Raw genomic sequence first — 22,720 nt, 5'->3', positions numbered from 1 at the left:
TAAAAAGACAGCTGTGCACCCTATACTTCCATTTTACTAGAAAACTCTATTTTAGTATATTTCTAAATGCAAAAGAAGAAGCAAAAGTCCTAGGAAAGACTCCGCTTCTTCTTAAATGGATAAAATATTTTTCAGACCGGGTACTTTACTCTTCAGACCAATTCCAGTAAGCCATTTCCCCAAGATTGGCTCCCTGGATCTGCTCGTTTTCTTTTAGCTTCAGCAATTCCTTCACCGGGCCAGTCACGACCGCGCCGTAGACTTGGAATCCTTCCTTCATAAGGTAATTATATCGCTCCTCAAGGTAGCTGAGGCCGAGGAAATTTTCACGGTAGCTGGTTGATTCATTTTCGATCAGATTTTTCATTTGCCGGAGCATCAATTTCTTATTTAAATCAGTGAATTTTTCCTCAAGGCCGTATTTGCTTTGGGACCTGTAACGATTATCCGCTTCACGCCCACCTGTAAATCCAAAAGGTGCTACTGACAATGTTTCACTGCTTCCCCACCAGCTTTCTTCATATTCCTTCAACTCCCCGGTATACAGCGGCATCCATAGCACATCGAGATCATACGGCTTTAAAAACTCCAGCATTTCTTCTGGTGTCTTATATTCTTTTGTTGAAAAAGAAAGCTCGGCAACCGTACCTTCGTGGACCTTTTCCAGCTTCGTCCAAACTGCTGGATCCTCATTTGCTTCAAGCTTGTTGCCTGTCTTCGGATGTTCCGGCAGGTAAAAATTGGGTTCCCTTTCGGTTTTAGGCTTTAGGTACTCGATATTATTCGTTGAATATATTGGTATCATCCGCTTGGCTAACTTTTTGGTACCCACGAGTTCCATCTCTTTCCCAATCATTTTATAAACAGGATAGGACATTTTTTGCGTAAAGAAAGGTGTGATTTCGGCCGAGTCAATGCTGCCAAACTCCTCGTGCATATTCGGCTGTGTCCAGTCCATCGCCACCCGGCTGTAAAAAATATGCTTTTTATCAAGACCCAGGGCGTCATAGCTGATTGAAACGACAAGCATATACAGCCAGAAGAAAAACAGTGTGGCTGCGATAATCCTGATTATCTTCATTGTCAACGTGAATCGATATTTTAATAGGATTTTCTTTTCCTTATCCTTATTCCATTCCATGCTCATCGTCCTTCCATCCTTGTTTTTCCGCCATTTGCGCCAGCTTTTTCCGAGCACGGTGAAGCGTCACCTTCACCTGATTTTCCGACAGCTCAAGAGCTTCCTGAATTTCCTGGTAACTGAACATTTCGACCTCGCGCAGGTATAGGATTGAGCGGTACTGCTCCGGCAAATAGGTCATTAGCTGCTGCAGGTCGTCGGAGGTCTCTGCCTGGATTGCCTCGTCCTCCGGAAGCCCATATGGACTCGCCATCTCATCCTTTGCAAACAAATAATCCGCAAACGGGACCCACTTTCTCCGCTGTCGCCTGCGCCATTCATCCAGATACGCATTGCGGGCCACCTTATAAAGCCAGGCCCTCACATCCTCATTCTGGTAAAAAGAAAGCGAAATCGTCGCGCGGACAAACGTTTCCTGCACCAAATCCTCCGCCAGCTGATGAGAGCCCGAAAGCTTCAGCAGAAAATAATAAAGGGGCTTTGTGTACCTTCTATATAAATTGTCGAGTTCATTCCTTCTGCCGTCATTCATACTACTGCCCCTCATTATTAAAATCTCATAACTAAAACGATGAACTATATAAAATGTTACACTCTATATGAAAAGTTTTGTTAAAAAGTTTGTAAAACACTATTTTCACGTTGAATGCCTTGGCTTTCCTTTTTCGAAGTATGGTACATTATTATAGGAACTAAAGGAAGGGAGTTTTTTCAATGACAGAACAGAACAATGCTTTACCGCCAAAAACGTGTGAGATTGAGCGTCTGATCACAATGGAAGACGATATCAATAAGGTACTCGAAGGCAAGAAAACAGCGACTCGCCGTAATGGCCGTTACGCTGATGTAGGCGAAATCATGGAGTTAAAAGGAAAGAAATTCGTCGTGGATAATGTTTATTCCCAGTCACTTGGAGAATTGACAGACGCTGATGCTCAGCGCGAAGGCTTTGAAAATGTCGAGGAGTACAAGCAGTCGATTTTGTCTTATCACCCTGGAATGCCTTGGCTTCCACAAATGCGCGTCTGGGTGCACGAATTCAGTCCTGTTGCAGAATAAAAAATGGACTTAGCTTATCGAGCCATTATTTATCTTCACGTTGCAAGCGTGATTGCATCAATTGGGCCTTTCTTCATTTTGATGCCCATTGTAAAAAAACTGCCTGATGCTGTGGGGAAAGAATTGGAGGCACACTTGGCTTTGTTGAAGTCAGTCGTGCGGCTGTCAAAGCACGCCGGCCATGTACTGATAGGAACAGGAGTGCTGCTCGTCATCCTTGGCCCATGGACATGGAAAACGCCGTGGATTGTCGGGACTTTGGCATTGCTGTTTGCCTCGCTTTTTTTCCTGGCAAGGGCATTCTCGCCGACACTCCGGAAGTTTGCCGAAGAAGGCGCGAATAAAATAGAACTCTCCGCAAAATTAAAGCGCACCATCTGGACTTACATCATCTTATTGATGTCGATGCTCTGGTTCATGGTCGTGAAACCGAATTTGTGGTGAATAAGATGGATGAAGCCCGGGCGGCATTGCCCGGGCTTTAACAATTGGCGGAATTTAACGACTTGGTCGAATTAATCTAAAATGTGGTCGAATTAAATCGGAATGTGGTCGAATTAATTCAAAATGTGGTCGAATTATCGAGAAATGTGGTCGAATTAATTTGTTATTCGCCAATAAAATTAAACATATGGGCGATATTAACGAATTTCCGCTAAATCACTTCTACTTCAGGACGAAGAAATTCTTCATTTTACAAGAATCCCCTCGTTTAAAAGAGATTCAGTATCCATAATTACTGCAAATTCTTCATTCAGGTTCGCCATCGTCATGGCATGAATCAATTCTGCTTCGTAGACTTCTCCATTTATCCCTTTCCGGTCAAATGTTGCTGTCGCATCGGTAATGAGGATCGGATTAAACCCGTAATTGCCAGCCATGCGTGTTGTCGTTTCAACACAGTGGTTCGTCGTCAATCCCGTAATGACAATATGCTCACTCTTCATATCCACGAGGATTTGATGCAAATCAGTACCGATAAAAGCACTGTTCACAGATTTGGTGATTACAATTTCTCCCTCCAACGGCTGGATGAAGTCCATGAACTCAATGTCTTCTTTCTTTTCACTAAAAAAGAAGGAACTCTTATTTTCAGAGATATGCTGCACGAACATAATCGGTCGCCCCATTTCCCGCCAATGCCGGATCAGTTTATCAATGTTTTCTTCCGCATTCGGATTGTTCCTGTTCCCCCAGGCCGGGTTAAAAAAAGCCTTTTGTACATCAATCACAATCAGCGGATCATTTTTCGTCAATTTCATATCCATCAGCCCCTTATCATTTATAAGGTAATTTTAATGATAAAAGGATATAATTTACATGAAGTTTCTTCGTTATTTCAAATCATTTTCTTTAAAATATACTGCATTTAAGTCATCTTTCCTTAAAAACATAGATTAGGTATCTAAGCAGAAATTCTCTTACTTAAAAAACATTAAACGGGGTGTCAGTATGGACCAGGTGGATAAAAATATCCTTCACCATCTTCAGGATGATGGCAGGATTTCGATGACTGAATTAGGGAGACGAGTGGGGTTATCCGTCCCTGCGGTAAAGGAGCGAGTAAAACGACTAGAGGAAAATGATACGATTCTTGGATATCGCGCTATTCTCAATCCCAAAAAAGTGAACAAGCAAGTGCTGGCTTTTATCCTGTTCGATTCGAAGCGCTGCAAGGAGTTCCGTGAATTCTGCATTCAGCATCCAATGGTCGTCGAATGCCACAGGCTAGCTGGACAATATAGTTATCTAGTAAAAATCCTTGCAGGTTCAGTGGAAAACCTTGAGGAGTTTATCGATGAATCAATGGCATACGGGCACCCATCAACTTTGATCAACTTGTCTTCACCTGTGGAATTCAAACATATTACATGAAAATAAGGCTGCCTACTTATTAATGGCAGCCTTCTAATCATTTCTTCGCTTCTTTCAAAGATTCCTCTTCCACTGTATCCATAAAATCGGTGACGACTTTTTTGTTGTTCTTTTCTCCGCCTAATTTAAGTAATGTCTTGCCCAGAAAGTTCAGTCCAGTATTCTGTCCTTGATAAATGAACCTGGTTTCATCCTCCCCGACCTTGACCAGTGTGAACGCTGCTTCAACCTGAAATGCTTTGGCTAGTGTGAAACCGATTTTGTTGTGTTTTTTATCAGGAGTGTTCTCGTACTCGAGGTCTTCAACGATATAGGTTTCGATCCGCTTGCCTTCTTTGTATTTCTGTTCGTATTTTGTGCCGACGATTCCTTCTTTCTTTTCAATCACCTTGTTCTCTACTACATTTGGCATGATTCTCTGAATATTCTCCAGCTGAAATAATGTCCATATTGTCTCGATATTGACCGGTATAACCCGCTCTTCGTACCATTTAATCATCTTCTGCACCCTCCACCCCAAATTCGAAAAAATCATCCATCTCTTCAATGAGTTCATTTAACTTCTGAACCTGATTCACAAGTCCTTGTCTCTTTTTCAATAATATTTGTTCGAGATTTTCAAACGATTCATCATTCACCACGGTCAACATTTCCTGGATGGTAAAATTGAACCGTCTCAGATGCACCAATAACAGCGCAACCAAATAAGATCCATTGTCATAATAGCGGTATTTATTATTCGGGTCGATGAATACAGGCTCGAGCAGCTTGATCTCCGCATAATACCTGAGTGTCTCCTTGCTGAGCCCCGTCATTTTGGAAAATTCGCTTACCTTGTACATTTCGGCCCCCTTATAGAAACATCTTAAACTATGTAGTGCACCACATAGTCAATTTTTTTCGTGAATATAGAAAAACAGCCACCAAAACAGCGGCTGCTTAGCAGAAATCTCTATTGTTTCTTGTTAAAAGAAAACCTTCATTAAAGTCGATGGTCAAACTCTTCACTTCATATTCAATCGATGGGTCAACAGCGACCTTGATTCCATTGACCAGGATGATCTCATCGTCTTCGTCCGGCTCATCCAGAGCCAGTCCAATTTTGGAGCTCCTTCAGCTGATCCCGGCAAAATAAAGACGGATGCCTGGAACCTGCTTCTCATCCAGCAGGTTCAATATACGTTCACGCGCTTTGTCAGTTATCTTCATTTTTTCTCAGGAAAAATCCGCTCAAGGGATGTGATCAATTTGGAGTCGAGATTCAGTACTTCACGAACTTCTCTTGCTTTTGCCTTCGCTTCATCAACACTATTAGCTTTGCCTAGTTTCAGCAAAGTACCTGCGGCAAGAGTGCCTGTTCTCGTTCTTCCTGTTGAACAGTGGAAGTAGATGTTTTTTCCTGCATCGTAAGCTCGCTCCACTTCCTCAAGCGCCTGCTGAACGGACTCATCCTGCTGGGAGTCATCATCATACATTGGCAGGTGTGTGCGTGGATACTCATATTCGCCATCCTTATTTTCCGCACGTAAATCATAAACCATATCGATTTTTTCATTCTCAAGCAGTTCAGGTATCGCGTCTTCTCCGCCGATAAAAATCCGGCCTGGTATTAAAGCCTGGTAGTTCTTGGTCATTGTACTATTCCTCCTTTTAAAAAAGGCCAAGAGTTTCCCCTTGGCTTCGAATTATTTTCCTGTCTCAGCAAATGTTTTGATTCTGTCGCTGATTTGGTCACGGACGCGCTGGAACACGGCCCACTTTTCTTCTTCTGTTCCTTCCGCTTTCGCCGGATCGTCAAAGCCCCAGTGTTCACGTCGTACGTGCGGCGGTGTTACTGGGCAGTGCTCATCAGCATGACCGCAAAGTGTAACGACCAATTCCGAATTGTTCAGGATTTCTGGATCGATGACATCAGATGTGTGGCCAGTGATATCGATGTCCACTTCCTTCATTGCCTTTACAGCATTCGGGTTCAAGCCGTGCGCTTCAAGCCCCGCACTCTTCACATCCCACTCGTCACCAAGATATTTTTTTGCCCACCCTTCAGCCATTTGGCTTCTGCAAGAGTTTCCAGTACATAAGAAGTAGATTGTTTTTTTAGCCATAGTAGATTCGCTCCCTTATTAGATAATTAGCAACCAAATATATAGACCTACCAAAGTGATGAAAAGAGTAGGAATGGTTAAGATGATCCCTGTTTTAAAATAAGTGCCCCATGAAATCTTGACGCCTTTCTGTGAAAGGACGTGCAGCCACAGCAATGTTGCCAATGAACCGATCGGCGTGATTTTCGGTCCGAGGTCGGATCCGATGACATTCGCATAAATCAGTGCTTCACGGACCACTCCTGTTGTATTAGTATCCGCAATCGCCAACGCATCAATCATGACGGTTGGCATATTGTTCATGACAGAAGAAAGAATCGCGGCGATGAAGCCCATGCCGACCGTTGCGACAAATAACCCCTGGTCAGCTGCAGCCTGGATGACATCGGCGAGGATATCCGTCAAGCCCGCGTTACGCAAGCCATAAACGACGACATACATACCAATCGAGAAGAACACAATTGCCCATGGTGCGCCTTTTACAACGGTTGCGGTATGGACAGCTGGACTCCTCCTGGCCATCATCAAGAAGAATATCGCAACGATACCAGCTATGAACGATACCGGGATGTTCAGGAACTCGCTTGTAAAGTAGCCAACAAGCAGGATTCCCAACACAATCCAAGATAAGCGGAACATCTTCGCATCCTTGATCGCTTCAACCGGCTTTTTCAAATGTGACATCTCGTAATTTTTCGGAATGCTCTTTCGGAAAAATAAATACAAGACTAAAATACTTGCACCTAATGAGAAGAAGTTCGGCACAATCATACGGGATGCATATTCGACGAATCCAATATCAAAGAAGTCAGCAGATACGATATTCACCAGGTTGCTGACAACCAGCGGCAATGACGTCGTATCGGCAATGAATCCACTCGCGATGATAAATGGAAACACCATTTTTTCTTCAAATTTCAGGTTACGAACCATCGCCAGAACGATTGGCGTTAAAATCAGTGCGGCCCCGTCGTTCGCAAACAATGCAGCAACAGCCGCGCCAAGCAGGGTGACATAGACGAACATCTTAACGCCGTTACCCTTTGCGGCCCGAGCCATATGTAATGCGGACCATTCGAAAAATCCAATCTCATCTAAAATAAGTGAAATGATAATAATTGCGATAAATGCGAGTGTTGCGTTCCAGACGATTCCGGTCACATCGATGACGTCCTGGAAATCAACAACTCCAAAAATCAATGCTAAAATCGCTCCGCCCACTGCTGACCAGCCAATCCCCAGACCCTTCGGCTGCCAGATGACCAATGTCAGCGTCACGAGGAAAATCAATGAAGCAATAATCGGTAAAGACAAATCCACACACCTCCGTTAATCACAGGAAATCCGTTTTCCCTGCTTTTCAAGTTCTGTTAATTTTTCTTCCTGGCTTGGAAGTGCATCCATGAGCAATTGCACAAAATCGAAATGCTCATATTGTCGGTTCAGCGAGTAAAAAATCCACTGCCCTCTCCTGCTCTCTTTTACCAAACCTGCGTCCTTCAGCTTGCGGATATGCTGGCTGATCGCCGGCTGGCTGGCATCAAATATTGCTACAAACTCACAGACACAGCAATCATGATCAGCGAGAATTCTCATCATCGTCAAACGCGTCTTGTCACCAAGCAGCTTAAAAATTCCAGCAGCCTGATCCATTTCAATACTTTGCATAATCAATTACTCTCCACCTCCAATTACTGTATCATCATATAATAATTTGCTTATATGTTCAAGAGTGATCATATGTGAAAAATCTTAAGGTTTTGTAAAGGCAGACTCTCCTTATTTTAAGCCAATGTTCCGATATTATTTACATATGAAAAAACGCCTGGGTATCACCCCTGGCGTTCATGATTATTTAAAATTAAGCCAGCATACCTTTCAATTCATTGACAGTAAGCAGTTTGCCTGTGGATACCACTTTTTCATCGATGACTAACGCTGGCGTGCTCATAACTTTGTATTTCATGATTTCCTTGATGTCTTCAACTTTTTCCACCGTTGCATTAAGCTGTAGTTCCTCTACTGCCATACGGGTGTTCTTTTCAAGCTCCTTGCATTTTTTACAGCCTGTACCTAAAACTTTAATGTTCATCTTCATTTCCTCCTCAAAAATTATAGAATTGCGTTAAAAACATAGCCAATAATAATGATTCCTGACGCTACAACGCCGACAAATACAGCAATCAACTTTGGCTTGATTACCTTCCTCAGCAAAATCATTTCCGGCAGGGACAACGCAGTGATGGCCATCATGAAGGCCAGCGCAGTACCTGCTCCTACACCTTTGTTTAATAATGCTTCGACAATAGGCAGGGAACCGACAGCATTAGAGTAAAGCGGCACGCCTAAAATCGTTGCAATCGGCACCGCGAAGAAATTGCCTTCTCCCGCATATTTTACTAGCAGGTCCTGCGGGGCATATCCATGGATGAAAGCTCCGATACCAATCCCGATCAAGAGATACAGCCAAATCTTCTGCACTGTCTCCACAACATTGCGGACAGCAAAAGTGGTTCTTTCCTTAAGTTCCTCCCAAGAGAACACTGCTTTGATTTTTTCAGCAAACGTTTTGGTGTCTCCCTCTGGCATGTGAATGCGTTCCTGGCCAGCGGCGATTTCATATACATATGACTCCACATGCTTTTCCATCTTCAGCTTGCCAATGATGGCACCAGCGACAATTGCCAGAGTCATTCCGGCAAGGACATAAATCAAGGCTACTTTCCAGCCGAAAATGGAAAACAGCATGACCAGAGAGATTTCATTTACAATCGGAGATGAAATCAAGAATGTAAATGTGATACCTAATGGGATTCCTGCTTCAACAAAGCCAATAAATAAAGGCACCGTCGAACAGGAGCAGAACGGCGAAAGGACACCCAGTACTGATGCCATTACACTGGCAACACCCTTCCTTCTGCCTTCAAGCCATTCCTTTACTTTTTCAGGTGGAAAAAAGCTTCTTATGAATGAAATCGCGAAAATCATCACTGCAAGCAAAAATAAGATTTTCGTCGTGTCGTAAATGAAAAAGTGGAGTGCACCGCCAAGTCTTGAGGATAGCTCCATATTCAAGACATCAACGACAAGCCAAGTGGCCAGTTGATTAAACATGTAAATCGCCTTCTTTTATATACGGTGTCAGAGGTGCCAGCTTTTCTTTATCCAGACTATAGACAGTGAACTTTCCTTCTCTTCTGGATTTGATGAGCTTACCTTTTTCCATGATTTTTAAGTGGTGGCTGATTGTTGATGACGCTCCAGATAGGCCATCAACGATCTCGCACATGCATAGATCCTCGAACCATAACAGGGTCAAGATTTTAAGTCGTGTCTCATCTCCAAGCGCTTTAAAAAAGGCTGCCGTGCTTTCAAGCTCTTCTGCATCATTCATAAGTGGAAATTGTTCCTTGGCTCCGGCAATGATTCCTTGCATGGTGTTAGACGATTTAATTTCCCATCCAGTTCGACAACTCATTTAAAGCACCTCCCACTAAAAGTATACAACTATTTTTCTAGTTTTGTAGTCTTAATATTTGTCTTATTAGTGATTAATAAAAAAAAATCAAAAATTTTTGATTTAACAGTTGCAAAATGGTTTTACAGGAAATATAATACAATATATCAAGAGATTTTGATTAAGGAGAGCTGACAGTGGAAAAATTCATTCCTTTAACAGACCTGACCAATGACTCCAAAGCCACTAAGGAACCGCCGCTTCAAAGCACCTTTGAAAAATACGAGAAGAAATTCAAAGCCCTTGCCGACCAAAAACGCCTGCACATCCTCAATCTTCTATGCCAGCAAGACTCCAGCTGCGTTTGCGATCTAAGTGAACTGATTGACATGCCTCAATCAAAATTGTCATATCATTTGAAGATTTTGCTTGATGCCGATTTGATCCAGAAAGAAACAAAGGGAACCTGGAGCTACTACACAGTAAACACCAAAGAAATTAATCATCTCTTGTCTCCAGAGCTTTGCTGCCTTTTTAGACCTAGCAACTGTTGTTAGGTTAACTTTTCAACGTATTAATCAATTTTTTTTTGATAAATAAATCAACATATTTTGATTAAGGAGAGGATATACATGTTTTATCAAGATTATCAAACAATTGCACAGTTAAAACAGCAGGAAGTTGAAAGGAAAGCTAGACACGCTTGGAAGTTCTTTGAACAGCCTGAAACGAAGCGATTCCCTTGGCCAGCTCGCACTCAAAAACAGCAGCCAAAATGCTGCACAGTTCCAGCTAACGCTTAAATAATGGAGGAAGAAGGTAGAGGATAATGATTGAATTTCTAAGAAGCTTTTTATGGATCGCCCTTGAATTAACGGTGCTTTTTATCGGGATTTCCTTCTTGATCAGCCTGCTACAGGGTTATATTCCTTATGAAAAAATCGAAAAGAAACTGACAGGGCGCAATAAAGTGCTTGCCAGCTTTGCCGCCATCCTGTTCGCGTTTATCACACCCTTTTGCTCATGTTCCACGATACCAGTAGTCGTCAATATGCTGAAAAAGAAAATTCCGTTTTCAATCGTTATGGTTTTCCTCTTCGCTTCTCCAGTATTGGACCCAACGATTTTAACAATCATGGGCGTCGTGATGGGCTGGAAAGTAACAATCATTTACACAATCATCACAAGTGTTTTCTCGATTGTCATCGGTTTTACACTCGATAAATTGGGGTTCCAGAGGTACGTCAAAAATGTCATCATGTCTGGCTATGAAGAAAAGAACCAAAAGTTCAATTGGAGATTTGCTTTAGACGAAACCTGGTCGCTGATGAAAAGTGTCTATCCTTACTTGCTGATAGGTGCAGCGATCGGTGCGGTCATCCACGGACTTGTTCCAACTGAAATCATCACGAAGTGGTTCGGGCACGATGCATGGTGGCTGATCCCAGTCGCAGCAATTGCAGGGATTCCATTATATATCCGGCTTTCCAGCATGATTCCGATTTCGCAAATGCTGATTTTAAAAGGCATGGCCCTTGGTCCCGTGATGGCGATGATGATCAGTTCAGCCGGCGCCAGCCTTCCTGAAGTCATCCTGTTAAAATCAATCTTTAAAAAGCAGCTTGTGATTGCCTTCATCGCTTCTGTTATCACGATGTCCACTGTCTCTGGGTTTGTGTTCTACTTTGTTTAATAAATCAAATTTTCTTGATGAAAGGAGGTGAAATCAATGGCTAACTTTATCAAAATCCTTATGGGCAACAACTCAAAGTCTGATTGCTGCAGTGTTGAAATCAAGGAAGTCCATGAAACAGAAGAGAAAAACGAAGCAGCTTGCTGCGGAGGCGATACTTCTTGCTGCTAATATTTTTACAATAAAAGGAAGACGCCGCAATTCGGGTATGTTTCCGTGCATAAGTTTACACGCGAATTCCTCACTTGATCGTGCAATAGTGGTGACTTCGTAGGATTATCGCTTCTTATTAAGAGAATAATCAGCACACCACTATCGCATCAAAAATAACAAAAAGGTGGAGCCAGACATCTAAATCTAAATGTCTGATCTCCACCTGCTTTTTTATTCCTCAACCTCTAAAACGGGCATGATTTCTACTTTAATTTTACGAATACGATGGTTTTCTACTTCCTTGACGATGATTCTTAGAGTTTCATAAACAAATGTATCACCGTTTACTGGGATACTCTCCAATGTTTCGAAAATCCAGCCGCCAAGGTTATGGTACGATGTTTCTGGCATCGGTACATTGAACAATTCGGCAAAATCATCTAGATCGTAGGCCGCATCAAACTCGTACGTGCTCTCATCGATCTTCGTCATGATGTTGACCTTTTCATCATGCTCATCCCAAATCTCGCCGACTAGCTCTTCAAGGATGTCTTCAAGTGTAATCAAGCCGCTCGTTCCACCGAATTCATCGACGACGATGGCCATATGGCTCTTCGTCCTTTGCAGCTCAGGCAGCAAGGTTGCGATTTTCATTGACTTCACGACGAACATTGGCTGGCGCAGCATCTCACGGACATTGACCTCTTTGTTCTGGATCAATTCGGCAAAAAATTCACGTTCGGACAAGAATCCGATGATACTATCTATATTATCTTCATAAACCGGGATCCGTGAAAAACGTTCCTCAAGGAAAATCTGCTTGATTTCCTCGAGCGGCTGGTTTACTTCGATTGTAATCATATCCATTCGATGCGTTAAGACTTCACCGACAAGAACATCGTTAAATTCCAGGGAACGGTGCACAAGCTCCCTTTCCTCATTATTAATGACTCCCTCTTCTTCACTGATGTCCACCATCACCTTGATTTCTTCTTCGGTGACAGACGGCTGATTTTCTCCCTTTGAGAACATCCTCGACACGGATGCCTTCAACTTACTGAATACGAAGTTGACGGGGGTCAGGATTTTAATCAGCAGCAACAGAATGGCAGAAATTTTTAACGAATACTCCTCTGCATTTTCCTTGGCCATAGACTTTGGTAAAATCTCACCGAAGATTAGGATGAGAATCGTCATGCCAAATGTACTTACGATCAGACCGGTGCTAGCACCGAACAGGTCGACCGCTACTTTTGACGAGATACTCGCCGCAGCGATATTGACGATATTGTTTCCTACTAGAATCGTAGATAACGCATCATCGAAGTTCTCGGAAATATGCAAAGCATTCTTGCTTCCAGCTCGGCCTTCGGACACATAATTCCGCAGCCTGATTCTATTGACGCTGGAAAAAGCGGTTTCTGCCGATGAAAAGAAGGCAGATAAAAGAATTAAAACACCTAATAAAATGACTAAACCTATGGGAACTTCCAAAAAAATTCACTCTCCGAAAAAAAATTTGTCAGAATATATTTTACTGTTTCTACGGGCATAAATCAAATACTCTTGCTCATTCTTATGTATGTACGGTTTACCCGGCGATTAGGTTTCATAATCAGTGATTTTTTTACATTTCCTTGCCTGCCAAATTATTCTTGTTCACAAACTTCACTTTGGGAATCATTACATAGCCAAGATAAGCAAAAGCTGACCCAAGCATTGCCCCAACAGCGATGTCTGCCGGATAATGGACCCCAGCCCATATCCGTGAAAAACCAACCATCACTGCGAGCAGAACCCATAAATATGTATGCTGCCTTTTATACAGCCAGAACGTAACCGCCATCGTGAAAAATATAATGGTATGATCGCTTGGAAACGAGTTGTTCACTTCCATGTCTATCAACTGATTGACATCCGCAAGCGTCGCAAATGGCTGGTGATTTGAATAGAACATGCCGGCAATCTTCCCGGCCACCTCTGCCAACAAAAGCGCCGCCAGACCGCTTACCACCATCAACCGGTTCCCAGGCTTACGGCTGAACAAGTACACAAGGACGGCCGCCGCTAAAAGGTAAATCGCATTGTTAGCAATAAAGACCATGGCCGGATTTAAAACCTCGAATTCCTTTCCTGCGTCATTGATAATCCTGAAAAGCTCAATATTCATATCTTTTAAAACACTCTCCCCTTCACAAATTAATTAGATTATATAATATTTTCCGCCCCTCAAAATAAAAAATCGAAGGCCAAAGCAGCCTCCGATTTTTAGACAGGTAAATATTTATTGTTTCTATTAAAAGTTGCCGCGAATTCGTTGATCGATTCAAGGTCGAGATGCGAAATTTCCTCCGTCGATCCGCTTACGCTTTTTGCAATGATCTTTTCGAAGAAATTCATCTTTGAAAAAATAAATTCGCCCCCGAACAACCCTTTCGCGATTGCAGCTTCCCTCAGGTTGGGCGGGAATGCACTTTCAAACTGAGTGTGTGCTTCCTGCCCTTCCCTCATACAGCAGAGAAACAAGCCGAGATTCTTTCTTTGCAGCACGTCCTCATGCTCTTTCATAAATTTCTTGATTTTCCCCTGGATGCTGCCGGCATGGATCGATCCGCCGATCATCACCGAATCAAACAGCTCCAAATCTGAATGAAGCTTCGTCTTATCCAGATTGATGGCAATGACTTCCCCTTCAATCTGCTTTCGTAAAAGATGTGCCGCTTTCGCTGTCGTACCATGCGTTGAGCAGTAAACAATCAAACTCTTCATTAGATCGCCCCCATCAGCTCTCTGGTATCCTGGCCACCGTGCAATAGTCCATTTGGGTTCATTATAGCTTTTAGCAAAAGAAAAAGTGTGAAAGATGTATGGCAATATTCTTACAATTCGATAATAAATGAAAACTACTTTGAATCCTCTATATCGATACATTAACCTCTTTAATGTGACGATAAATTTCGTTGAACCCTCTTTATCCGCACATTAACCTCTTTTATGTGACGATAATCTTCGCTGAACCATCCTTATCGGCACATTAACCTCTTTTATGTGACGATAATCTTCGCTGAACCATCCTTATCGGCACATTATTCTCTTTTATGTGACGATAATCTTCGCTGAACCATCCTTATCGGCACATTAACCTCTTTTATGTGACGATAATCTTCGCTGAACCATCCTTATCGGCACATTAACCTCTTTTATGTGACGATAATCTTCGCTGAACCATCCTTATCGGCACATTAACCTCTTTTATGTGACGATAATCTTCGTTGAACCATCCTTATCGGCACATTAACCTCTTTTATGTGACGATAATCTTCGCTGAACCATCCTTATCGGCACATTAACCTCTTTTATGTGACGATAATCTTCGCTGATCCGTCCTTATCGGCACATTAACTTCTACAATACGTTTTCTCCAATTCCAACAACTGCTGTTTCATTGCAATCCCGCCTCTATAACCGGTGATTGCTCCATTTTTTCCGATGACGCGATGACAGGGTACGGTGATCAAGACTGGATTAGCCCCAATGGCTGTTCCAACTGCTCTTACAGCCGCAGGCTTGCCGATTTTTCCCGCTATATCTGAATATGTACAGGTCTCCCCATAAGGGATTTCCCTCAGTGCACCCCAGATTGCTTCCTGGAATGGCGTCCCTTTTACATCGATCGGCAAAGAGAACTCGACTAGCTTCCCTTCGAGATACTCAGTTAATTCTTCTTTATATGCTATTAAAGCTTCCAGATTCTTTTCAAAAACAGCGGCGGGAAACCGTTTAACCATGTGTTCATAGTCTTCCTCTGGTGACCCGACATAGCATAAGCCTTTGTCTGTTGCCGAAATATAAATTTCATTACGATTAAAACTTAAGATGTCCCAATAGATTTTTTGCTCCACACTTCATCACTCCTTCTTACAGTCTTTTCCTCATTATAACTAAAAAAGAAAGCCACCGTTCCAATAAGAAAAAACATTAAATTCTAAATTTTCTTTACACTAGTAAAATTTCCCTTTACGATGAATATGGAGTGCAAAAAACTCCCATCAAATCAAAGGAGGTTAAGGATCATGGACAATTCAAAAAAGAAGCTTATTTTAACGAAAAAGGAAGATGGCCCATAGTTAGGGAGGAGAATGGACGTGGCACAATTGAACAAGGTTATTCAAATCGAGAAATATCATGAAGGATTGGCGGCTGGAGTCGCTAAGATGTGGAACCTGAGTCGTGACGGCTGGGGTGGAGATACGCGCGTCATGACTGAGGAGCAGGTGAAAAAGAAGGAAGCGAACTCTGACAACATCGAGCTTTATCTGGCACTGGACGGAGAGGAAGTCGTCGGATACTGCGGACTGTCTGAGTACAAGGAGGATACGGGATCCTTGTATATCCCGCTGCTTAATGTCAGGACCGATTACCAGGGGCACAAGATCGGCAAGAAGCTCCTGCTTGAGGCGCTCGAAAAAACGGTGGAGCTTGGCTGGCCTCGGCTTGACCTTTACACCTGGGCCGGGAACACGAAGGCCGTTCCGCTTTATAAGAAATGCGGCTTTTTCTGGGAGGACAGGGATGACTCAACTCACCTGATGAATTTCATTCCGCAGGTCCTGAACACGCCGCTTTTAAAACCGGTCTTTGAAAAATTGGATTGGTATGGAGACAGCACAAGATTAATAGAAGTAAAGCCGGACGGAACCAAGCAAAATGGCTTCACTTTCTATGAATATAGCTGGCAGAACGCAGGCACGTCAGCGAGAGTACAATTCGAGCGAACAAGCCGCGGCATCAGCTTGATTGAAACAGATGATTTCATCCTGCAAATGAAATTGGCAGACCATGAAGTCATCCAGGAGGAAGAACGGGAATTCGAGATCAAGGTCGTGAACAAGGGCGAAGCTCCCCTCTCCTTTAAGACAAATGGGACGGAGAACGGACGCATTAAGTATGATTTCGATGCGGAAGGACTGGTAGATGATGAGTCTACTATATCCGCCACATTCTCTGTGGAAAAAGGAGAAGAACCGAGCAACTGGCGGACGCATCCAAGCATTAAGGCGACAGTGTGGATCAACGGGCTGGAATGCGAATTAAAGCTGGGGATCTTCCCAATCAATCCGGCAAAAATAGAGGCCAGCTACTCTGGCAATCTATCTTTCCTGGAAAAAGAAACATCTATTAATGTTGAAATAAGCAATAACTTGAACGAGAACGCTATTTTTGAATTAGACTTTCCTGAAGATGAGCAGGTCGTGTTAGCCCAGCGAACGTTCACCGTGGAAATTCCTGCACGCGGGCGGAAGACGCTGTCTGTTCCTTTAACGGTAAAACAGCATGGATTTTATAAGCCTGAGCTGACGATTACAGCAACCAAAGCGGATGGACAAAAGCTAAGATTCGAGCAGGAAATATCGGTTGCTTTTAAAGGTCTTGGCGAAAAGTTCGGCGGTGAATCGAAGGATTTCTGGCATATTTTCAACGGCCTCGGACAGATTAATGTCCGCAAACGGGACCTGCTGACGTCTGCCGCCAGAAACAACAAAAAGAATCAGCCTTTTGCTTTCATGACACCGAAGCTCGGAAAACCATATTCACTTGAGTTCACTAAGAAAAAGCCTTCCTCGGTCACGTGGGAGATCAATGATTCCTCGATTGATCTGAAGATCTGCCTGGAATCTGCAGAGATGGAAGGACTGCACTTAACTCAGACATACCGTCTATTCGGTGATGGCATCATACACACTTGGGCTGAGGTGGAAAATAAAGGTGACAGCATCCATCCCAATGTGGCTTTCAGCCAGCCAATCTATCACGAGATGGAGCAGGTCTACTTCCCACTCGACGGCGAGGTTGTGCATTTTACCGAAAACCGGATCATGGAAATCGGCGAGCTGGAGACAGAGAGAATCAGCGGAAACTGGTATTTTACACAAGGACAATCAGGACCAATCGGTTTGGCCTGGTCTGAAAGCAGCGATGCCGGTCCTGAAAGCTGGCAGTTTATCATCGAGGACCAATTCGGAAAGCTGGAGCCAGGTGAGAAAGCTGTGTCAGGGACCATTACCCTGTCACTTGGCGCTTTCGAGAATGTTGAGGAGTTCATCGCCTATGCAGAGCAAGTTCAAGTCCGAAAGAGGCCTGAAACAGCAAGTGATTTATGCTTCAAAGCTGATCATCTCGTGACCAAGCCTGATACTGAGCTAGCTTTCACTTTAAAAATGCATCGAAACAGCTATCTTGATGGAACAATAACAATTGGAGATGAGATTCATACGGTTACCGCTGATATGGAGAAAACCTCTCATTCTATGATAGTGCCAACAGGAGCTCTACAGCCTGTGTCCATTCTTGAAGCCACTTACGCGGGCAATGGAACGGAAGCTAGATTCAGAGAAATGCTAATCTCTCCTTCAGGATGTGTGAATGCCAGAACGGAAGATGGCACCTTCATCGTCGATAATGGCGTCATTACGCTGAAGGCAGACCCAGATTTCTATCCTGGTATCTATTCAGTGAACGTGAATGGCCACGAATGGCTCGCCAACTCCTACCCAGAGCTGACGGCGAAAAGCTGGTGGAATCCATGGGCCGGCGGAATGAAGACCGTACCGAACGGAATCAATACCTTCTCGTTGTTAAAAGAAAATAGCCATGCTGAAGTGGTCGAATTGACGGACAGTGAAGGCAACAAATGGACCGGTCTCGCGATCACCACTGAGTTCAAAGAGCATAAGCAGTGGAAAGATGTCCAGTATGCGCAATATTATTTGATGCTCCCAGGTATACCTGTTGTCGCTTCTTTTGCAGAAGTGAAGGACGCTGGCGGGAAAAACCTTGCTGATGAAATTTGGATTACAGACATGTTCATTGGCGGAGACCAGCTGACTGATGTACAGGTTTCCGTCAGTGACACCCAGCTGGCAAATGTTTATCATGCAGGCAGTGAGGAAATTGGTTTGCTGCTGGATGGCGACTCGCATTTCACCTCCAACAGCTGTGATGAAAAGTTTTACATGATCCCGAACAACGATGCCTCTCCAACTGATGCGTATACAAATAAAGAAGTTTTGCAGCTTGTCTCAAGGCACAAAGGCGACTTTGAAAAAAGTGCTCCCCTGTTCCTGCTGTTTGATGAACGCAGACTGACCGGCGACTTGCTGAAAAAATTGAGAAGAGTCCAATTTTAAAAGGAGAAAACATGAAAATCATCGATGCCCATATACATTTATCAAACATTAAATCCTTTTATGAAACGGCCGAGAAGCTGTCATTCGTCGACTACTCCACAGCTGGCATCCTGAAAGAGTTCGAGGAAGCTAATGTGGTGCTCGGAATCGGCATGGGCCTGACGGAAACCGATAAGATGGGCTTCCCAGATTATGAAGCTCGGACGCCGATGGGGCTCGATATGGAAGCCGAACTCCCGGCCAACATTTTTTGCTGCGCCGGGGTCAATCCTTATGACCTGGATGAGGCAGCCCTTGCCCGTCTTGAAAAAGAACTGCAAAATCCGAAGACGGTCGGAATTAAAATCTATCTTGGCTACTATCCTTTTTATGCGTATGACGAAGTGTACGAACCGGTCTACAAGTTGGCGGCGAAATATCAGCTCCCGGTTGTGTTCCATACCGGCGACACCTATTCGGAACGCGGCTATTTGAAATATTCCCATCCAATGGCGATTGACGAGGTCGCGGTCAACCACCGCGATGTGAATTTCATGATGGCCCACTTTGGGGATCCGTGGACACTGACCGGAGCGGAAATCATCTATAAAAACCCGAATGTGTTTGCTGACCTGTCAGGGTTGATCGTTGGCACGAAAGAAGAGCTGGATAAACGCAGCCAGGGACGGTTCCTTGACCATCTGCGTCATGCGCTTGAGTTTGCCGACTCGTATGATAAGCTGCTGTTCGGCACAGACTGGCCGTTGATTCCAATCGGTCCGTATATCGAGTTCATCAAAGACCTGATTCCGCCCGAACACCATGAGGATGTATTTTACAATACTGCCCTTAAGGTGTTTCCGAAGATCAAGCCGTTTTTGGAGTAATACACGAAGAGGTTTCATTATTAGAATGTGAAGAAGTCCCATTATCACTATGATAATGGGACTTTTACTCTTTAAAGATACCTTTGCAGCCAGGAAGTCAGATGCTTGACTGCTTCTGGATGGACTGGCTTGCCAACTGTTTTAAGATAATCCTTTTTATAGTTGGATGGGACAATTGATGTAAGCTGCTCCTTCAATCCATGGTCCATGTTTTCAACGACATGGATTTTAAACTCTTAAACTTACAGTCAAGAAATTTTCACCAAAAGAAAGCCCACCCTTTGTTGGATGAGCTTTTACAGTTATAAAAATAAACCGCCATAGGCTAACGATGCTGTGATGACATATGCAGGATGTACCTTCCATTTTTCAAGCAGCAAGTAGCTGGCAACAATTAACAATATTGTTTGCATGATGCCGGTATCAGCATAGGCACTAAAGAAAAAGTTGAAAGTCATGACACCTAGCAATACCGCAATGATCGGCCTGATATAATTCGTCATCCTTTTAACCTTAGGAGAATCTTTATAACGATACAATAATCCAAGGAGGAAAATCATTAGTATCAATGAAGGTGCAACGGTGGCGAAAATGCCTACAGCAGCACCTAGTATTCCACCCTGTTCATAACCAATGTATCCTGCCATTTTTGTCGCGATTGGTCCCGGCAGTGCATTTCCAATCGCCAGCACTTCGCTGAATTCTGGTACAGTCATCCAGCCATAACGGTCGACTACTTCATTTTCCACTAGAGGAATGGAGGCAGGACCTCCTCCGTAACCAAGGATTCCCGGGATGAAAAAAGCGAGGAAAATATGCCAATAAATCATCAGCCCACCCCTCTCTCATTCTTTAACTCCGTCTCAGGAGCCTTATCCTTTTTAGCCATCGCCAAAATTAACAATCCAAGAATCAGGATGGCAGGATGAACATTAAGAACTTCCATCAGGATGAGGCCGCCAACAATCATTAAGCCTGCGTTGACCTTTCCCAGCGTTTCATTCGACTTCTTGAAAAAGTCCCATGTCAATGTCGCCAGCATGACACCAACGACCGGAACTACAGCCTTTGTCATCCCAGCAACCCATGGCAGGTCTTTAAACGAAGAAATCGAGGTTAATAACACAATCATCAACAATATGGTAGGAATTATCGTTGCCATGACGGCATTCACCATTCCTGTAATACCAGCAACCCGGTACCCGATATACCCTGCCATCTTGGTAGCAATCGGTCCCGGCAGGGTATTACCCAAGGCTAAAACATCAGCGAACTCGTCGTCATTCATCCATTTATATTTTGCAACGACTTCTTTATGGACGAGCGGGATGGATGATGGCCCTCCGCCATACCCCAGCATCCCGACTCGGAAGAATGCCAGGAATAAATCAAGCTGTTTCATTCTCATTCATCACCTTTTTTGAGATTACCAAGCTGCGATTGCCCCATCAGTCCTTGACTCTGTTCCGCCGGATAGAACTCCTGTTACAGGATCTCTCCAGATGATCTGGCCTCTGCCGAATCCGCCTCCATCCAATGCAAATTGGATATCGTGCCCTTTCCTTGCTAGTGCCTGGGCAATGTGTGCAGGGAAGGTATTCTCAACAACGACCTTATTGCCCTCCATCCACTGCCAGCGCGGCGAATCAAGTGCCGCCTGCGGATTCAGATTGAAGTCGATTGTGTTCATGATGACCTGTGCATGACCTTGCGGCTGCATATATCCGCCCATGACTCCGAACGGACCGACTGCTTCATTATCCTTTGTCAAGAATCCTGGAATGATCGTATGATACGTTTTTTTGCCAGGCTCAAGGCGATTATCATGGGACGGATCCAGTGAAAAATCAGCTCCGCGGTTTTGGAGTCCAATACCTGTTCCTGGAATGACAATCCCTGAGCCAAAGCCCATGTAATTACTCTGGATGAATGAAATCATATTTCCTTCTCCATCCGCCGCAGCCAGATAGACAGTTCCACCTTTTGGAGGTGTACCAGGCTCAGGCAGTCGCGCCGAATCACCAATCAAGCTTCTTCTTTCTTCGGCATATTCCTCTGATAAAAGATCTTCAGATGTCACCGTCATTTTGTCAGGATCGGTAACGTATTTCTTGGCATCAGCAAACGCAAGCTTCATCGCTTCAATCTGCTTGTGGTATGTATCCACAGACTCTTTTTCCTTCAGTTCATAGCCCTTCAGCATATTAAGTGCCATTAAAGCAACAATTCCCTGGCCATTCGGCGGGATTTCCCAGACATCATAGCCTCTGTAATTGACCTTGATTGGCTGTACCCATTCAGGCTTGTATGCAGCTAAATCCTCTTTTGAAATGAAGCCGCCATGCTGTTTGGAGAATTCATCAATTTTTTCTGCCAGTTCCCCGCGGTAAAAGCTTTCCGCGTTTGTTTCGGCAATCTGCCGCAAGGTACTTGCATGGCCTTCAGATTTCCAGACCTCACCTATTTGCGGTGCCTTTCCGTTAGGAGCGAATGTGTCAAACCAGCCATTGTATTCGTCACCTGTAAAAATTTCTTTAAACTTTTCATAGGCTACATTCCAATATTTGCCCAGAACAGGCGATAAAGGATATCCCTTTTCTGCATAATCAATCGCAGGCTGAAGCACCTCTGTCAAAGGCAGCTTTCCAAATCGTCTTGATAGCTCAGCCCATGCTGCAGGCACGCCAGGAACAGTTACAGGAATCAAGCCGAACGTCGGCATTTTTTCATGCCCCTTTTCCTTAACGGCATCAATCGATATGCTTTGTGGAGCTGGACCGCTGGCGTTCAGGCCATGAAGTTTCCCTTTTACCCAGACTAACGCGAACGCATCGCCGCCAATTCCGTTGGAAGTTGGCTCAACAACTGTTAAACAAGCCGCTGTTGCAATCGCTGCATCAATGGCGTTTCCGCCCTTTTTTAAAATATCCAGTCCTGCTTGCGCTGCCAGCGGCTGAGAAGTGGCAACCATGCCATTTCTGGCAAAACTTACGGTTCTTTGTGATTGGTATGGATAATTTAGATAATCTACGTTCATCAATCGATCTCCCCCTCAACGCTGGTTTCTTTCATTTGTAAGTCAATTTAACTTATTAGCCTAACAAATGAAATATTCTCTTTTTTTTAAGTCTCTTTTCGTAAGCTTTGTTACTTTCACACCTAAAGTAAAAACCGGCTTTTGGGT

At 43.8% G+C, this 22,720-nt stretch carries 29 protein-coding genes; 9 read left to right on the top strand and 20 right to left on the bottom strand.

Annotated elements, in window-relative coordinates:
* Nucleotides 1-145: 145 nt before the first annotated feature.
* Together AC0VX7_RS04180 and AC0VX7_RS04175 are read right to left on the bottom strand one after the other, a co-directional pair.
* Nucleotides 146-1,147, bottom strand: coding sequence for an anti-sigma factor (locus AC0VX7_RS04180; RefSeq protein WP_475426813.1), 1,002 nt, complete (start codon nucleotides 1,145-1,147; stop codon nucleotides 146-148).
* Nucleotides 1,128-1,673, bottom strand: coding sequence for a sigma-70 family RNA polymerase sigma factor (locus tag AC0VX7_RS04175; RefSeq protein ID WP_215036880.1), 546 nt, complete (start codon nucleotides 1,671-1,673; stop codon nucleotides 1,128-1,130). Before AC0VX7_RS04175 ends, AC0VX7_RS04180 begins: the two co-directional genes overlap by 20 nt.
* A gap of 182 nt (nucleotides 1,674-1,855) precedes the next feature.
* On the opposite strand from AC0VX7_RS04175, the gene AC0VX7_RS04170 reads away from it, so the two are divergent.
* Together AC0VX7_RS04170 and AC0VX7_RS04165 are read left to right on the top strand one after the other, a co-directional pair.
* On the top strand, nucleotides 1,856-2,200 hold the full coding sequence (locus tag AC0VX7_RS04170; RefSeq protein WP_475426812.1) for an ASCH domain-containing protein: 345 nt from the start codon (nucleotides 1,856-1,858) through the stop codon (nucleotides 2,198-2,200).
* 3 nt (nucleotides 2,201-2,203) lie between these two features.
* The gene (locus AC0VX7_RS04165) at nucleotides 2,204-2,644 is read left to right on the top strand and encodes a hypothetical protein (RefSeq protein ID WP_475426811.1); all 441 of its coding nucleotides are present in this window, start codon (nucleotides 2,204-2,206) and stop codon (nucleotides 2,642-2,644) included.
* Nucleotides 2,645-2,889: 245 nt separating this feature from the next.
* Here the strand turns inward: AC0VX7_RS04165 and AC0VX7_RS04160 are convergent, their stop codons facing one another.
* Nucleotides 2,890-3,456: a cysteine hydrolase family protein gene (locus AC0VX7_RS04160; protein ID WP_475428075.1), complete on the bottom strand. Its 567-nt coding sequence runs from the start codon at nucleotides 3,454-3,456 to the stop codon at nucleotides 2,890-2,892.
* A 196-nt stretch (nucleotides 3,457-3,652) separates the two neighbouring features.
* Between AC0VX7_RS04160 and AC0VX7_RS04155 the strand changes: the two genes are divergently transcribed.
* Nucleotides 3,653-4,075 carry an Lrp/AsnC family transcriptional regulator gene (locus AC0VX7_RS04155; RefSeq protein ID WP_475426810.1) on the top strand — a complete coding sequence of 141 codons (423 nt, stop codon included), beginning with the start codon at nucleotides 3,653-3,655 and terminating at the stop codon, nucleotides 4,073-4,075.
* A 37-nt stretch (nucleotides 4,076-4,112) separates the two neighbouring features.
* On the opposite strand, the gene AC0VX7_RS04150 is transcribed toward AC0VX7_RS04155, so the two are convergent.
* The 9 genes from AC0VX7_RS04150 to AC0VX7_RS04110 all read right to left on the bottom strand — a co-directional run bounded on the left by AC0VX7_RS04150 (nucleotide 4,113) and on the right by AC0VX7_RS04110 (nucleotide 9,658).
* The gene (locus AC0VX7_RS04150) at nucleotides 4,113-4,574 is read right to left on the bottom strand and encodes an SRPBCC family protein (protein WP_475426809.1); all 462 of its coding nucleotides are present in this window, start codon (nucleotides 4,572-4,574) and stop codon (nucleotides 4,113-4,115) included.
* The gene (locus AC0VX7_RS04145) at nucleotides 4,567-4,917 is read right to left on the bottom strand and encodes a MerR family DNA-binding transcriptional regulator (protein WP_475426808.1); all 351 of its coding nucleotides are present in this window, start codon (nucleotides 4,915-4,917) and stop codon (nucleotides 4,567-4,569) included. Before AC0VX7_RS04145 ends, AC0VX7_RS04150 begins: the two co-directional genes overlap by 8 nt.
* Before the next feature lie 363 nt (nucleotides 4,918-5,280).
* A complete protein-coding gene (locus AC0VX7_RS04140; protein WP_475426807.1) occupies nucleotides 5,281-5,709 on the bottom strand; it encodes a protein-tyrosine phosphatase family protein in 429 nt (142 codons plus the stop codon).
* A gap of 51 nt (nucleotides 5,710-5,760) precedes the next feature.
* Nucleotides 5,761-6,180, bottom strand: coding sequence for an arsenate reductase (thioredoxin) (arsC, locus tag AC0VX7_RS04135; RefSeq protein ID WP_475426806.1), 420 nt, complete (start codon nucleotides 6,178-6,180; stop codon nucleotides 5,761-5,763).
* Nucleotides 6,181-6,198: 18 nt separating this feature from the next.
* Entirely contained in the window at nucleotides 6,199-7,494 is a 1,296-nt protein-coding gene (locus AC0VX7_RS04130; RefSeq protein ID WP_475426805.1) for an arsenic transporter, read from the bottom strand.
* Between the two features lie 15 nt (nucleotides 7,495-7,509).
* Nucleotides 7,510-7,848 carry an ArsR/SmtB family transcription factor gene (locus tag AC0VX7_RS04125; RefSeq protein ID WP_475428074.1) on the bottom strand — a complete coding sequence of 113 codons (339 nt, stop codon included), beginning with the start codon at nucleotides 7,846-7,848 and terminating at the stop codon, nucleotides 7,510-7,512.
* 193 nt (nucleotides 7,849-8,041) lie between these two features.
* A complete protein-coding gene (locus tag AC0VX7_RS04120) occupies nucleotides 8,042-8,272 on the bottom strand; it encodes a thioredoxin family protein (protein WP_475426804.1) in 231 nt (76 codons plus the stop codon).
* A gap of 20 nt (nucleotides 8,273-8,292) precedes the next feature.
* On the bottom strand, nucleotides 8,293-9,294 hold the full coding sequence (locus AC0VX7_RS04115; protein ID WP_475426803.1) for a permease: 1,002 nt from the start codon (nucleotides 9,292-9,294) through the stop codon (nucleotides 8,293-8,295).
* The gene (locus AC0VX7_RS04110; protein ID WP_475426802.1) at nucleotides 9,287-9,658 is read right to left on the bottom strand and encodes an ArsR/SmtB family transcription factor; all 372 of its coding nucleotides are present in this window, start codon (nucleotides 9,656-9,658) and stop codon (nucleotides 9,287-9,289) included. The genes AC0VX7_RS04115 and AC0VX7_RS04110 overlap by 8 nt, the downstream gene beginning before the upstream one ends.
* Before the next feature lie 203 nt (nucleotides 9,659-9,861).
* On the opposite strand from AC0VX7_RS04110, the gene AC0VX7_RS04105 reads away from it, so the two are divergent.
* From AC0VX7_RS04105 to AC0VX7_RS04090, 4 genes are all read left to right on the top strand, one after another.
* On the top strand, nucleotides 9,862-10,194 hold the full coding sequence (locus tag AC0VX7_RS04105) for an ArsR/SmtB family transcription factor (RefSeq protein ID WP_475428073.1): 333 nt from the start codon (nucleotides 9,862-9,864) through the stop codon (nucleotides 10,192-10,194).
* Between the two features lie 75 nt (nucleotides 10,195-10,269).
* Entirely contained in the window at nucleotides 10,270-10,440 is a 171-nt protein-coding gene (locus AC0VX7_RS04100; RefSeq protein WP_475426801.1) for a hypothetical protein, read from the top strand.
* Nucleotides 10,441-10,466: 26 nt separating this feature from the next.
* Nucleotides 10,467-11,330: a permease gene (locus tag AC0VX7_RS04095; protein WP_475426800.1), complete on the top strand. Its 864-nt coding sequence runs from the start codon at nucleotides 10,467-10,469 to the stop codon at nucleotides 11,328-11,330.
* 36 nt (nucleotides 11,331-11,366) lie between these two features.
* Nucleotides 11,367-11,501: a hypothetical protein gene (locus AC0VX7_RS04090; protein ID WP_475426799.1), complete on the top strand. Its 135-nt coding sequence runs from the start codon at nucleotides 11,367-11,369 to the stop codon at nucleotides 11,499-11,501.
* Between the two features lie 213 nt (nucleotides 11,502-11,714).
* On the opposite strand, the gene AC0VX7_RS04085 is transcribed toward AC0VX7_RS04090, so the two are convergent.
* The 4 genes from AC0VX7_RS04085 to AC0VX7_RS04070 form a co-directional block, all read right to left on the bottom strand.
* Nucleotides 11,715-12,977 (bottom strand): hemolysin family protein, encoded by a 1,263-nt coding sequence (locus AC0VX7_RS04085; protein ID WP_475426798.1) that lies wholly within the window; start codon nucleotides 12,975-12,977, stop codon nucleotides 11,715-11,717.
* A gap of 133 nt (nucleotides 12,978-13,110) precedes the next feature.
* Nucleotides 13,111-13,653 (bottom strand): undecaprenyl-diphosphatase, encoded by a 543-nt coding sequence (locus AC0VX7_RS04080; protein ID WP_475426797.1) that lies wholly within the window; start codon nucleotides 13,651-13,653, stop codon nucleotides 13,111-13,113.
* A 98-nt stretch (nucleotides 13,654-13,751) separates the two neighbouring features.
* Entirely contained in the window at nucleotides 13,752-14,252 is a 501-nt protein-coding gene (locus tag AC0VX7_RS04075; RefSeq protein ID WP_475426796.1) for a flavodoxin domain-containing protein, read from the bottom strand.
* Between the two features lie 629 nt (nucleotides 14,253-14,881).
* Nucleotides 14,882-15,385: a methylated-DNA--[protein]-cysteine S-methyltransferase gene (locus tag AC0VX7_RS04070; protein ID WP_475426795.1), complete on the bottom strand. Its 504-nt coding sequence runs from the start codon at nucleotides 15,383-15,385 to the stop codon at nucleotides 14,882-14,884.
* Nucleotides 15,386-15,628: 243 nt separating this feature from the next.
* Here AC0VX7_RS04070 and AC0VX7_RS04065 point away from each other — a divergent pair, with 243 nt between their 5' ends.
* Both AC0VX7_RS04065 and AC0VX7_RS04060 read left to right on the top strand, forming a co-directional pair.
* Complete coding sequence (locus tag AC0VX7_RS04065; protein WP_475426794.1) at nucleotides 15,629-18,670, top strand: GNAT family N-acetyltransferase; 3,042 nt, start codon at nucleotides 15,629-15,631, stop codon at nucleotides 18,668-18,670.
* Nucleotides 18,671-18,681: 11 nt separating this feature from the next.
* Complete coding sequence (locus tag AC0VX7_RS04060) at nucleotides 18,682-19,536, top strand: amidohydrolase family protein (protein ID WP_475426793.1); 855 nt, start codon at nucleotides 18,682-18,684, stop codon at nucleotides 19,534-19,536.
* Between the two features lie 71 nt (nucleotides 19,537-19,607).
* On the opposite strand, the gene AC0VX7_RS04055 is transcribed toward AC0VX7_RS04060, so the two are convergent.
* The 4 genes from AC0VX7_RS04055 to AC0VX7_RS04040 form a co-directional block, all read right to left on the bottom strand.
* A complete protein-coding gene (locus tag AC0VX7_RS04055; RefSeq protein ID WP_475426792.1) occupies nucleotides 19,608-19,745 on the bottom strand; it encodes a hypothetical protein in 138 nt (45 codons plus the stop codon).
* Nucleotides 19,746-19,838: 93 nt separating this feature from the next.
* Nucleotides 19,839-20,366 carry a chromate transporter gene (locus AC0VX7_RS04050; RefSeq protein WP_475426791.1) on the bottom strand — a complete coding sequence of 176 codons (528 nt, stop codon included), beginning with the start codon at nucleotides 20,364-20,366 and terminating at the stop codon, nucleotides 19,839-19,841.
* Nucleotides 20,366-20,938 carry a chromate transporter gene (locus AC0VX7_RS04045; protein ID WP_475426790.1) on the bottom strand — a complete coding sequence of 191 codons (573 nt, stop codon included), beginning with the start codon at nucleotides 20,936-20,938 and terminating at the stop codon, nucleotides 20,366-20,368. Before AC0VX7_RS04045 ends, AC0VX7_RS04050 begins: the two co-directional genes overlap by 1 nt.
* Nucleotides 20,939-20,962: 24 nt before the next feature.
* A complete protein-coding gene (locus AC0VX7_RS04040) occupies nucleotides 20,963-22,573 on the bottom strand; it encodes a gamma-glutamyltransferase family protein (protein WP_475428072.1) in 1,611 nt (536 codons plus the stop codon).
* Nucleotides 22,574-22,720: the final 147 nt, after the last annotated feature.

This window comes from Mesobacillus sp. QJM3NY_10, assembly GCF_056173465.1.
The sequence above is the reverse complement of the archived record's forward strand: the minus strand, read 5'-3'. Positions and strand labels throughout refer to the sequence as shown.

What these genes read in the sequence shown, in the direction of transcription:
- AC0VX7_RS04180 (WP_475426813.1), bottom strand. Translation starts at nt 1,147, where the DNA reads ATGAGCATGGAATGGAATAAGGATAAGGAAAAGAAAATCCTATTAAAA.
- AC0VX7_RS04175 (WP_215036880.1), bottom strand. Translation starts at nt 1,673, where the DNA reads ATGAATGACGGCAGAAGGAATGAACTCGACAATTTATATAGAAGGTAC.
- AC0VX7_RS04170 (WP_475426812.1), top strand. Translation starts at nt 1,856, where the DNA reads ATGACAGAACAGAACAATGCTTTACCGCCAAAAACGTGTGAGATTGAG.
- AC0VX7_RS04165 (WP_475426811.1), top strand. Translation starts at nt 2,204, where the DNA reads ATGGACTTAGCTTATCGAGCCATTATTTATCTTCACGTTGCAAGCGTG.
- AC0VX7_RS04155 (WP_475426810.1), top strand. Translation starts at nt 3,653, where the DNA reads ATGGACCAGGTGGATAAAAATATCCTTCACCATCTTCAGGATGATGGC.
- AC0VX7_RS04150 (WP_475426809.1), bottom strand. Translation starts at nt 4,574, where the DNA reads ATGATTAAATGGTACGAAGAGCGGGTTATACCGGTCAATATCGAGACA.
- AC0VX7_RS04145 (WP_475426808.1), bottom strand. Translation starts at nt 4,917, where the DNA reads ATGTACAAGGTAAGCGAATTTTCCAAAATGACGGGGCTCAGCAAGGAG.
- AC0VX7_RS04140 (WP_475426807.1), bottom strand. Translation starts at nt 5,709, where the DNA reads ATGACCAAGAACTACCAGGCTTTAATACCAGGCCGGATTTTTATCGGC.
- arsC (WP_475426806.1), bottom strand. Translation starts at nt 6,180, where the DNA reads ATGGCTAAAAAAACAATCTACTTCTTATGTACTGGAAACTCTTGCAGA.
- AC0VX7_RS04125 (WP_475428074.1), bottom strand. Translation starts at nt 7,848, where the DNA reads ATGCAAAGTATTGAAATGGATCAGGCTGCTGGAATTTTTAAGCTGCTT.
- AC0VX7_RS04120 (WP_475426804.1), bottom strand. Translation starts at nt 8,272, where the DNA reads ATGAACATTAAAGTTTTAGGTACAGGCTGTAAAAAATGCAAGGAGCTT.
- AC0VX7_RS04115 (WP_475426803.1), bottom strand. Translation starts at nt 9,294, where the DNA reads ATGTTTAATCAACTGGCCACTTGGCTTGTCGTTGATGTCTTGAATATG.
- AC0VX7_RS04110 (WP_475426802.1), bottom strand. Translation starts at nt 9,658, where the DNA reads ATGAGTTGTCGAACTGGATGGGAAATTAAATCGTCTAACACCATGCAA.
- AC0VX7_RS04100 (WP_475426801.1), top strand. Translation starts at nt 10,270, where the DNA reads ATGTTTTATCAAGATTATCAAACAATTGCACAGTTAAAACAGCAGGAA.
- AC0VX7_RS04095 (WP_475426800.1), top strand. Translation starts at nt 10,467, where the DNA reads ATGATTGAATTTCTAAGAAGCTTTTTATGGATCGCCCTTGAATTAACG.
- AC0VX7_RS04090 (WP_475426799.1), top strand. Translation starts at nt 11,367, where the DNA reads ATGGCTAACTTTATCAAAATCCTTATGGGCAACAACTCAAAGTCTGAT.
- AC0VX7_RS04080 (WP_475426797.1), bottom strand. Translation starts at nt 13,653, where the DNA reads ATGAATATTGAGCTTTTCAGGATTATCAATGACGCAGGAAAGGAATTC.
- AC0VX7_RS04075 (WP_475426796.1), bottom strand. Translation starts at nt 14,252, where the DNA reads ATGAAGAGTTTGATTGTTTACTGCTCAACGCATGGTACGACAGCGAAA.
- AC0VX7_RS04060 (WP_475426793.1), top strand. Translation starts at nt 18,682, where the DNA reads ATGAAAATCATCGATGCCCATATACATTTATCAAACATTAAATCCTTT.
- AC0VX7_RS04055 (WP_475426792.1), bottom strand. Translation starts at nt 19,745, where the DNA reads ATGGACCATGGATTGAAGGAGCAGCTTACATCAATTGTCCCATCCAAC.
- AC0VX7_RS04050 (WP_475426791.1), bottom strand. Translation starts at nt 20,366, where the DNA reads ATGATTTATTGGCATATTTTCCTCGCTTTTTTCATCCCGGGAATCCTT.
- AC0VX7_RS04045 (WP_475426790.1), bottom strand. Translation starts at nt 20,938, where the DNA reads ATGAAACAGCTTGATTTATTCCTGGCATTCTTCCGAGTCGGGATGCTG.
- AC0VX7_RS04040 (WP_475428072.1), bottom strand. Translation starts at nt 22,573, where the DNA reads ATGAACGTAGATTATCTAAATTATCCATACCAATCACAAAGAACCGTA.